Consider the following 10271-nt stretch of genomic DNA (forward strand, 5'->3'; position numbering starts at 1 on the left):
CGCTAAAGGAATGTAAAAATGACCGAATTGAAGAACGATCGTTACCTGCGCGCGCTGCTGCGTCAGCCGGTTGATGTCACCCCGGTGTGGATGATGCGCCAGGCGGGCCGCTATTTACCGGAGTACAAAGCCACCCGTGCGCAAGCGGGCGACTTTATGTCGCTGTGTAAAAATGCCGAGCTGGCCTGCGAAGTGACGCTCCAGCCGCTGCGTCGTTACCCGCTGGACGCGGCGATCCTCTTTTCGGACATCCTGACCATCCCGGACGCCATGGGGCTGGGGCTGTACTTTGAGGCAGGCGAAGGCCCGCGCTTCACCTCGCCGGTGAAAAGCAAAGCCGACGTCGACAAGCTGCCAGTCCCGGATCCCGAGCAGGAACTGGGCTACGTGATGAATGCCGTGCGCACCATTCGCCGCGAACTGAAAGGCGAAGTGCCGCTGATCGGTTTTTCCGGTAGCCCATGGACGCTGGCGACCTACATGGTGGAAGGCGGCAGCAGCAAGGCTTTCACCGTCATCAAAAAGATGATGTACGCCGACCCGCAGGCGCTGCACGCGCTGCTGGATAAGCTGGCGAAGAGCGTCACCCTGTATCTCAACGCGCAGATCAAAGCCGGCGCGCAGTCGGTGATGATTTTTGACACCTGGGGCGGGGTGCTGACCGGCCGCGACTACCAGCAGTTCTCCCTCTACTACATGCATAAAATCGTCGATGGCCTGCTGCGGGAAAACGAAGGCCGCCGCGTGCCGGTGACGCTGTTCACCAAAGGCGGCGGTCAGTGGCTGGAAGCGATGGCGGAGACCGGCTGTGACGCGCTGGGTCTCGACTGGACCACCGATATTGCCGATGCCCGTCGTCGCGTGGGCAACAAAGTCGCGCTGCAGGGCAATATGGATCCGTCCATGCTCTATGCGCCCGCCGCGCGTATTGAAGAAGAAGTCGCGACCATCCTCGCCGGCTTTGGTCAGGGGGAAGGCCACGTCTTTAACCTCGGCCACGGCATCCATCAGGACGTTGATCCTGAGCATGCGGGCGTCTTTGTTGAAGCGGTGCATCGTCTTTCCGCACCCTATCACCAGTAGGAGATCAGCCATATGGATTTAGCCGCACTCCGTATCCAACAGCAACAGTTAGCCGCGTCGGTAGAGCGGGCGGATCGACTGGATCGCGACCCGCCAGTATTGATCGGCGGTGCGGATGTCGGGTTTGAGCAGGAAGGGGAGGTCACCCGAGCTGCGATGGTGCTGCTGACCTGGCCTGAACTGGAGCTGGTGGAGTATCAGGTGGCGCGCGTCGCCACCTCCATGCCCTATATTCCCGGCTTTCTCTCGTTTCGCGAAACGCCTGCGCTGCTGGCGGCGTGGGAGCAGCTTTCGCAAAAACCGGACCTGTTGTTTGTTGACGGGCACGGTATTTCCCATCCCCGGCGGCTGGGCGTCGCCAGCCATTTTGGCCTGATGATCGACGTGCCGACCATCGGGGTGGCGAAAAAACGGCTGTGTGGAAAAATCGGCGAACTGGGTGATGCCCCCGGCGCGCTGGCCCCGCTGATGGATAAAAATGAACAACTGGCCTGGGTCTGGCGCAGTAAAGTCCGCTGCAACCCGCTGTTTATTAGCACCGGCCACCGGGTGGGCATGGACAGCGCCTTAATGTGGGTCGAACGCTGCATGCGAGGCTATCGTCTGCCCGAGCCGACGCGCTGGGCTGATGCGGTGGCGTCCCGTCGTCCGTCATTTGTGCGTTGGCAAGCAAATCACAGCTGATTCAGGTACACTGCGCCTAATTTCTGACTTCGAGAATTCATCATGTTACAAAACCCGATTCACCTGCGCCTGGAGAAGCTGGAAAGCTGGCAGCATGTCACTTTTATGGCCTGCCTGTGCGAGCGTATGTACCCCAACTACGCGATGTTCTGCAAGCAAACCGAGTTTGGCGACGGCCAGCTGTACCGTCGTATCCTGGATCTGATCTGGGAAACGCTGACGGTCAAAGATGCGAAGGTGAATTTCGACAGTCAGCTGGAGAAACTGGAAGAGGCAATCCCGGCGGCAGATGATTTCGACCTGTACGGTGTTTATCCGGCCATAGACGCCTGCGTGGCGTTGAGCGAACTGATCCATTCCCGTCTGAGCGGCGAAACGCTCGAACACGCGATCGAGGTGAGCAAAACCTCCATCACCACCGTGGCGATGCTGGAAATGACCCAGGAAGGCCACGAAATGACCGACGAAGAGCTGAAAGCGAACCCGGCGGTAGAGCAGGAATGGGACATTCAGTGGGAAATTTTCCGCCTGCTGGCCGACTGCGAAGAGCGTGACCTTGAGCTGATAAAAGGCCTGCGCGCGGACCTGCGTGAGGCCGGCGAGAGCAATATTGGTATAAATTTTCAGCAGTGAGACCAGAAAACGTGATTTACCGCCTGAATTGTAGCGTCTGAAGGCTTCCATTCCGCCCCCCGTCTGGTCTACATTTGGAGGGCGAAAAAAAGTGGCTATCGGTGCGTGTATGCAGGAGGGTGCTTTTTTGGCATTTCCGTCGCACTCGATGCTTAGCAAGCGATAAACACATTGTAAGGATAACTTATGAACAAGACTCAACTGATTGATGTAATTGCGGACAAAGCTGACCTGTCCAAAGCACAGGCTAAAGCTGCCCTGGAATCTACCCTGGCTGCAATTACTGAGTCTCTGAAAGAAGGTGATGCTGTTCAACTGGTTGGTTTCGGTACCTTCAAAGTGAACCACCGCGCTGAGCGTACTGGCCGCAACCCGCAGACCGGTAAAGAGATCAAAATCGCTGCAGCTAACGTGCCGGCATTTGTTTCTGGCAAAGCACTGAAAGACGCAGTTAAGTAAGACCGCGTGGCAGTGAACAGTTTTATCGAAGGGGCTATTAAGCCCCTTTTGTCTGTCTGGCGCCGGCCTCTGGCGCTGGCGGGCATCCTGTTGCTAACTGCCTGCAGCCATAACGCGTCGCTACCACCGTTTACCGCCAGCGGTTATGCGGACAACCAGGGGGCGATGCGTATCTGGCGTAAAGATTCTGGCGATGAAGTCCATCTTCTCGCCGCCTTCAGCCCGTGGCGTCACGGGGACACCTCGACCAGCGAATATCGCTGGCAGGGCGATCAGCTGACGCTTATTGAACTCAATGTCTACGGCAAGCCGCCGGAACATATTCGCGCCCGCTTCGACGCGCAGGGCGATCTGAGCTTTATGCAGCGGGAAGTTGACGGGCAGAAGCAGCAGCTCTCCAGCGACCAGGTCGCGCTGTACCGTTATCGCGCCGAGCAGATCCGCCAGACCAGCGACGCCCTCCGTCAGGGTCGTGTCGTCCTGCGTCAGGGGCGCTGGAACGCCGCCGCGCATACCGTCCTGACCTGCGAAGGGCAGACGATGACGCCCGACCTCGATAGTCGGGCGCTGGCGCACATTGAACGCCGCCAGAGCCACGCTTCCGCCGCGGTGAGCATTGCCTGGCTTGAGGCGCCGGAAGGCTCTCAACTGCTGCTGGTGGCCAATGAAAACTTCTGCACCTGGCAGCCGACGGAAAAAAGCTTCTAACCTTTACCAGTGATTCATGCCCATATGACCGCCGCCGCTACCGCGACAGCCGCCATATCCCATACCTGCGCCGCGGGGAACGCCCGCCTCAGCCAGGGCGACATCAAACTTCACCCGCTGCTGATCCAGCTTCTGGCGTAAGCCTTCCATCTCCTGAGCGACAGCTTCAATCTTTCCACTGTCCGGCTTTTGCGTCGTGAGCAGCGCATTGTACTCATAGCGTTTGGACTGCAGCTGCTGGCGAAGGGCGCTGGTTTGCGCATAGTAGTCGTTATGCAGCTTTTGCGCGGTAGCCTGCTGCTCCTGGGTCAGCTGGCTGTAGCCCTGGTTGCCCATCCCGTTATTGTTGCCCCAGTGGTGGTTGGCCCAGGCCGCGTTGCTGCCGAAGGTCAGCGCGGCAAGGGTGACGAGGGCGAGAGGTAAGTTACGGTTCCGTTTCATGGCATTTTCTCCTGTGTGGTTTCTCCCGGTATTGCATCTTCCATGCCAGCCTGAAAAAGCCCGTCCGAACAGGTCTGCCGAGGCCGTGGCAGAGAAGGCGAGTAAAAATGACCCGTTCTGCCCGGGACCGGCGAGTCATTTTTACTCGCTAAAGCGCAGGCGATATGTTTGAGAGCAGGTTTGGCCGTGCGGAAACATGGCATGATTTCTGCTGAAAGATCCTGCTGATAGCGAAAAGGAGATGACAAGGACTCGCCGATGAAGATCAAACCTTTTTCCCGGGACGCTGCCGCTGGCGCGCTGAGCTGGCTGCTGACCGGTACGGTGGTGCTGCTGGTGGTGCTGTTCTCCGCGATGATCGTCCGCGATCACGGTCGTGAGACGACCGCCGCCCGACAAACTATTGAGGAGAAGGGGAGCGTACTGATCCGCGCGCTGGAGTCCGGCACGCGCGTCGGCATGGGAATGCGGATGCATCACGCGCAGCTGCAGGCCCTGCTGGAAGAGATGGCCTGGCAGCCGGGCGTCCTGTGGTTCGCGGTGACTGATAACAATGGCACCATCATCGCTCACAGCGATCCGCAGCAGGTGGGCCAAACGCTCTACCGCCCCGCGCAGATGCGTGCGCTGGCGGTTGGCGAACAGGCGCGCTGGCGGCGGCTTAGCGAGCCGCAGCCGGCCATGGAGGTCTATCGCCAGTTTCGCCCGCTCAATCCGGCCCGCGGCCACCATAGGGGCATGATGAATCGCGGCGACAGCGCCCTGGCTCAAGCCACCGTCCCGCAGGTGATTTTTATCGCCTTTGATAGCAGTGAGCTGGATGCCGCGCAGGCCCGCGGGCAGCGGAATATGGTCATCATGCTGGGCGCCGCCGCGCTGGTGACAGCGGCAACGATCCTCGCCCAGTTCTGGTTCCGCCGCTATCGTCGCTCGCGGAAACAACTGCTGGAGGCGATGGCCCGCAAAGAGAAACTGGTGGCGCTTGGCCATCTGGCGGCGGGCGTGGCGCATGAGATCCGCAATCCACTCTCGTCGATTAAAGGGCTGGCGAAATATTTTGCCGAGCGCACGCCGCCGGGCGGCGAGTCGCATCAGTTAGCGCGGGTGATGGCCAAAGAGGCCGACCGCCTGAACCGGGTGGTCAGCGAACTGCTGGAGCTGGTCCGGCCCGCGCATTTAAATTATCAGCCGGTGGATATCAACGCGCTTATCCACCACTCATTACAGCTGGTCAGCCAGGATGCGCAGAGTCGCGGGATCGCGCTGCAATTCACTCCGCGCCCGGAGTTCTCCACGATCAACGCCGATGCCGACCGCCTGAACCAGGTGCTGTTGAACCTGTACCTGAACGCGATGCAGGCGATTGGCCGTGACGGCGTCATTCGCGTATCGGCAAGCGAAGCTGACCGTCAGCGGATGAAAATCGTCGTCGCAGATAGCGGTAAAGGGATGACTGCCGAAGAGCTGCAGGCCATCTTCACCCCCTATTTCACCACCAAAGCGGACGGCACCGGGCTGGGGCTGGCGGTGGTGCAGAATATTATCGAACAACATGGCGGGACGATCCGCGCCGAAAGTCAGCCGGGGGCTGGAGCGATATTTACGCTTTGGCTACCGATTGATGCTCAACGGAGGGAAGATGAGCAGCGATAAGGTACAGATTCTGGTTGTCGATGATGACATCAGCCACTGCACGATCCTGCAGGCGCTGCTGCGCGGCTGGGGCTATCAGGTGGTATTAGCCCACAACGGCCTGCAGGCGCTGGAGCTGATCCATCAGCAGGTCTTCGACCTGGTGCTGTGCGATATTCGCATGGCGGAGATGGACGGTATCGCGACGTTAAAAGAGATTAAAGCCTATAACCCGGCGATCCCGGTGCTGATCATGACGGCGTTCTCCAGCGTCGATACGGCGGTGGAGGCCATCAAGTCCGGGGCGCTGGATTATCTGATTAAACCGCTGGATTTTGACACGTTACAGCAGACGTTAGTCCAGGCGCTGGCACACATCCGGCATAGCGAGGGCGAACACCCCGCCGCAGCGAGTTCACGCTGGGGCATGATAGGCGACAGCCCGGCGATGCAGGCGCTTCTTAATAATATTACGCTGGTAGCCCCTTCGGATGCGACGGTACTGATCTATGGAGAGTCGGGAACCGGTAAGGAACTGGTGGCGCGCGCCATCCACGCCTGCAGCGGGCGCGGTGATAAGCCGCTGGTGACGCTCAACTGCGCGGCGCTGAATGAGTCGCTACTGGAGTCGGAACTCTTCGGGCATGAAAAAGGGGCGTTTACCGGCGCGGATAGGCGACGTGAAGGGCGCTTTGTCGAAGCGGATGGCGGCACGCTGTTCCTCGATGAAATTGGCGATATCTCGCCATTGATGCAGGTCCGGCTGCTGCGGGCGATTCAGGAGCGGGAGGTGCAGCGGGTCGGCAGCAACCAGACGCTTGCCGTTGATGTGCGGCTGATCGCCGCCACCCACCGCAACCTCGCGGAAGAGGTAAGCGCCGGGCGTTTTCGCCAGGATCTCTATTACCGCCTGAACGTCGTGACTATTGAGATGCCGCCTCTGCGCCGGCGCCGGGAAGATATTCCGCCGCTGGCGCAGCACTTTCTCAAACGCTATGCCGAACGCAATCGTAAGGCGGTAAAGGGGTTCACGCCACAGGCGATGGATCTGCTGATCCACTACTCCTGGCCGGGCAACATTCGCGAGCTGGAAAACGCGGTGGAGCGGGCGGTGGTGCTACTGACCGGGGACTATATCTCCGGGCGGGAATTGCCGCTGGCGATCGCGGGTACGCCGCTGCCGTCAGGCGGGAGCGAGGAGGGGCTGATTCAGCCGCTAGTGGAAGTCGAAAAAGAGGTGATTCTGGCGGCGCTGGAAAAAACGGGCGGCAACAAAACCGAAGCCGCCCGTCAGTTAGGCATTACGCGGAAAACGCTGTTGGCGAAACTTAGCCGTTAGCCTTTTCGCGCTCAATGGCGCGCCAGCCGATATCGTTTCGGCTAAAGCTGCCATCCCAGCGAATATCGGTCAGCAGCTGATAGGCGCGCTGCTGCGCCTGCGCTACGGTATCGCCCAGGGCGGTGACGCACAGTACGCGCCCGCCGTTGGTGACCACGCGCTGGTCGTCAGACAGTTTCGTGCCGGCGTGGAAGACTTTACCGTCTGCCGCTTCCTGCTGCGGTAGGCCATGGATCTCATCGCCCGTGTTGTAGTTGCCCGGATAGCCGCCGGCGGCAACCACTACCCCCAGCGATGCGCGGTCATCCCACTCGGAGGTTTTCTCATCCAGCTTGCCGGCGCAGGCGGCGAGGCACAGCTCTACCAGGTCAGATTTCATGCGCAGCATGATCGGCTGGGTTTCCGGATCGCCAAAGCGGCAGTTGAACTCAATGACCTTTGGGTTGCCCTGCTTGTCGATCATCAGACCGGCATACAGGAAACCGGTATAGGTGTTGCCTTCCGCGGCCATGCCCTTCACGGTTGGCCAGATAATCCGCTCCATGGTGCGCTGATGGACTTCATCAGTCACGACCGGCGCCGGAGAATAAGCGCCCATCCCACCGGTGTTCGGGCCGGTATCGCCGTTGCCGACGCGTTTGTGATCCTGGCTGGTGGCCATCGGCAGGACGTGCTCGCCGTCGACCATCACAATGAAGCTGGCCTCTTCGCCATCGAGGAACTCTTCAATGACGATGCGGTGTCCGGCGTCGCCAAAGGCGTTACCGGCCAGCATGTCTTTGACCGCCGCTTCGGCTTCCTCAAGGGTCATCGCCACGATAACGCCTTTACCCGCCGCCAGACCGTCGGCTTTGATGACGATCGGCGCGCCTTTCTCGCGCAGGTAAGCCAGCGCTGGCTCAACTTCGGTGAAGTTCTGATATTCCGCTGTCGGGATATGATGACGCGCGAGGAAATCTTTGGTGAAGGCTTTCGAGCCTTCCAGCTGCGCCGCGCCTTCGGTTGGCCCAAAGATGGCGAGCCCGGCGGCACGGAACGCGTCGACCACGCCAATCACCAACGGTGCTTCCGGGCCAACGATGGTCAGGTCGATATTTTCATCCTGAGCGAAGCGCAGCAGCGCCGAAATATCGGTGACGCCGATGGCGACGTTTTGCAGCGACGGCTCCAGCGCGGTACCTGCGTTGCCCGGTGCGACGTAGACGGTATCAACCAGCGGCGATTGGGCCGCTTTCCAGGCCAGGGCGTGTTCACGCCCGCCGTTGCCGATTACTAATACTTTCATCTGCAGCTCCATGAATTAATGGCGGAAGTGGCGCATATCGGTGAAGATCATGGCGATGCCGTGTTCGTCAGCGGCGGCAATCACTTCGTCGTCGCGGATAGAGCCGCCCGGCTGGATAACGCAGGTGATGCCGACCGCAGCTGCGGCGTCAATCCCGTCGCGGAACGGGAAGAAGGCATCGGAGGCCATGGCGGAGCCTTTCACTTCCAGACCTTCGTCACCGGCTTTAATCCCGGCAATTTTCGCCGAGTAGACGCGGCTCATCTGGCCGGCGCCTATGCCGATGGTCATATTGTCTTTGGCATACACGATGGCGTTGGATTTGACGAATTTCGCCACTTTCCAGCAGAACAGCGCATCGCGCAGCTCTTGCTCGCTCGGCTGACGTTTACTGACCACGCGCAGTTCGCCTGCGGTGACCATACCGAGATCGCGGTCCTGAACCAGCAGGCCGCCGTTGACACGTTTGAAATCGAGACCGGCAACGCGCGCTTCCCACTGACCGCAGGTCAGTACGCGGACGTTCTGCTTCGCGGCAGTGATTTTCAGCGCTTCTTCGCTGGCGGACGGGGCGATGATCACCTCGACAAACTGGCGAGAGATGATCGCCTGCGCGGTGTCGGCATCCAGCTCGCGGTTGAAGGCGATGATGCCGCCGAATGCGGAGGTCGGGTCGGTTTTGTATGCGCGATCGTAGGCGTCAAGGATCGAGTCGCTGACGGCAACGCCGCACGGGTTAGCGTGCTTAACGATCACGCAGGCCGGTTCGTTGAACTCTTTCACGCACTCCAGCGCCGCATCGGTATCGGCAATATTGTTATAGGAGAGCGCTTTACCCTGCAGCTGGGTAGCGGTTGCCACGGAAGCTTCTTTGACATTCTCTTCTATATAGAAGGCAGCCTGCTGGTGGCTGTTTTCGCCGTAGCGCATATCCTGCTTCTTAATGAAGTTCAGATTCAGGGTGCGTGGGAAGCGGCCAGCGGCTTCTTTGCTTTCGCCGTGATAGGCCGGAACCATGCTGCCGAAGTAGTTGGCGATCATGCTGTCGTACGCGGCGGTGTGTTCGAAGGCTTTAATGGCGAGGTCGAAGCGGGTGTCCAGCGTCAGGGAGCCTTCGTTGGCGTCCATTTCATTAATGATGGCGGTGTAGTCGCTGCTCTTCACCACGATGGCGACATCTTTGTGGTTCTTCGCCGCGGAGCGGACCATGGTTGGGCCGCCGATATCGATGTTTTCCACCGCGTCTTCCAGCGAGCAGCCTTCACGAGCGACGGTTTGGGCAAACGGATAGAGGTTAACGACCACCATATCGATAGGCGCGATACCGTGCTGCTGCATGATGCCATCATCCTGACCGCGACGACCGAGGATGCCGCCGTGTACTTTCGGATGCAGGGTCTTCACGCGTCCATCCATCATTTCCGGGAAACCGGTGTAGTCAGAGACTTCGGTTACCGGCAGGCCTTTATCTGCCAGCAGGCGGGCGGTGCCGCCGGTGGACAGCAGCTCGACACCACGAGCGGAAAGCGCCTGCGCGAATTCGACGATACCGGCCTTGTCAGAAACACTGAGCAGAGCGCGGCGGACTGGACGACGTTGTTGCATGGTATTAAATCCCCAGGATTTGAACATTACAGAGAGCGTTAGGTGAATTTTTGCCTAAAAACTCACCTAACGCACCCAACCGGGCATCCGTGTCATAGCGCGGCATTGTAACGAAAACGTTTGCGCAACGCTCGCGAATTTTTATCTTTCTCTTTAGGCCGATGGTTCTCCTTCTATATAGCTGCCGATCCGCGGGGCGTTCGGTCATGTTTTGACGCTCTCCTGTGGATAATTCTGTGTGTAAAGAGGTATAAAGCGGGGTTTTGCTGGGGAATGCAGCAGTCAGTCATTTTTCTGCCATTTTTCTATTGCGGGCGCTCGAGAACTCCCTATAATGCGCCTCCATCGACACGGCGGATGTGAATCACTTCACACAAACAGCCGGTTCGGTTGAAGAGAAAA

10 protein-coding genes are annotated in these 10271 nt (G+C 59.3%); 7 read left to right on the forward strand and 3 right to left on the reverse strand.

Going from position 1 to position 10271, the window contains the following annotated elements; translation table 11 throughout:
* Nucleotides 1-18 precede the first annotated feature (18 nt).
* From hemE to L2I46_RS26075, 5 genes are all read left to right on the forward strand, one after another.
* Nucleotides 19-1083: a uroporphyrinogen decarboxylase gene (hemE, locus tag L2I46_RS26055; protein WP_023291600.1), complete on the forward strand. Its 1065-nt coding sequence runs from the start codon at nucleotides 19-21 to the stop codon at nucleotides 1081-1083.
* Nucleotides 1084-1095: 12 nt separating this feature from the next.
* Complete coding sequence (gene nfi / locus L2I46_RS26060) at nucleotides 1096-1767, forward strand: deoxyribonuclease V (RefSeq protein ID WP_023291601.1); 672 nt, start codon at nucleotides 1096-1098, stop codon at nucleotides 1765-1767.
* 42 nt (nucleotides 1768-1809) lie between these two features.
* Nucleotides 1810-2400, forward strand: coding sequence for a YjaG family protein (locus L2I46_RS26065; RefSeq protein WP_085551936.1), 591 nt, complete (start codon nucleotides 1810-1812; stop codon nucleotides 2398-2400).
* A gap of 186 nt (nucleotides 2401-2586) precedes the next feature.
* Nucleotides 2587-2859: a nucleoid-associated protein HU-alpha gene (hupA, locus tag L2I46_RS26070; protein WP_002884342.1), complete on the forward strand. Its 273-nt coding sequence runs from the start codon at nucleotides 2587-2589 to the stop codon at nucleotides 2857-2859.
* Between the two features lie 12 nt (nucleotides 2860-2871).
* Complete coding sequence (locus tag L2I46_RS26075; RefSeq protein ID WP_032454541.1) at nucleotides 2872-3567, forward strand: DUF1481 domain-containing protein; 696 nt, start codon at nucleotides 2872-2874, stop codon at nucleotides 3565-3567.
* Between the two features lie 3 nt (nucleotides 3568-3570).
* On the opposite strand, the gene zraP is transcribed toward L2I46_RS26075, so the two are convergent.
* Nucleotides 3571-4008, reverse strand: coding sequence for a zinc resistance sensor/chaperone ZraP (gene zraP / locus L2I46_RS26080; protein ID WP_236948319.1), 438 nt, complete (start codon nucleotides 4006-4008; stop codon nucleotides 3571-3573).
* A gap of 258 nt (nucleotides 4009-4266) precedes the next feature.
* Between zraP and zraS the strand changes: the two genes are divergently transcribed.
* Nucleotides 4267-5661, forward strand: a complete 1395-nt coding sequence (zraS, locus tag L2I46_RS26085; RefSeq protein ID WP_236948320.1) for a two-component system sensor histidine kinase ZraS — start codon at nucleotides 4267-4269, stop codon at nucleotides 5659-5661.
* On the forward strand, nucleotides 5648-6979 hold the full coding sequence (gene zraR / locus L2I46_RS26090) for a sigma-54-dependent response regulator transcription factor ZraR (protein ID WP_236948321.1): 1332 nt from the start codon (nucleotides 5648-5650) through the stop codon (nucleotides 6977-6979). The genes zraS and zraR overlap by 14 nt, the downstream gene beginning before the upstream one ends.
* Here zraR and purD read toward each other — a convergent pair.
* Nucleotides 6969-8264, reverse strand: a complete 1296-nt coding sequence (gene purD / locus L2I46_RS26095) for a phosphoribosylamine--glycine ligase (protein ID WP_072421473.1) — start codon at nucleotides 8262-8264, stop codon at nucleotides 6969-6971. The genes zraR and purD overlap by 11 nt on opposite strands.
* 15 nt (nucleotides 8265-8279) lie before the next feature.
* Nucleotides 8280-9869 carry a bifunctional phosphoribosylaminoimidazolecarboxamide formyltransferase/IMP cyclohydrolase gene (gene purH / locus L2I46_RS26100; RefSeq protein WP_023291607.1) on the reverse strand — a complete coding sequence of 530 codons (1590 nt, stop codon included), beginning with the start codon at nucleotides 9867-9869 and terminating at the stop codon, nucleotides 8280-8282.
* Nucleotides 9870-10271 lie beyond the last annotated feature (402 nt).

The organism is Klebsiella sp. 2019SCSN059, from assembly GCF_021739525.1.
GTDB lineage: Bacteria > Pseudomonadota > Gammaproteobacteria > Enterobacterales > Enterobacteriaceae > Klebsiella > Klebsiella quasipneumoniae.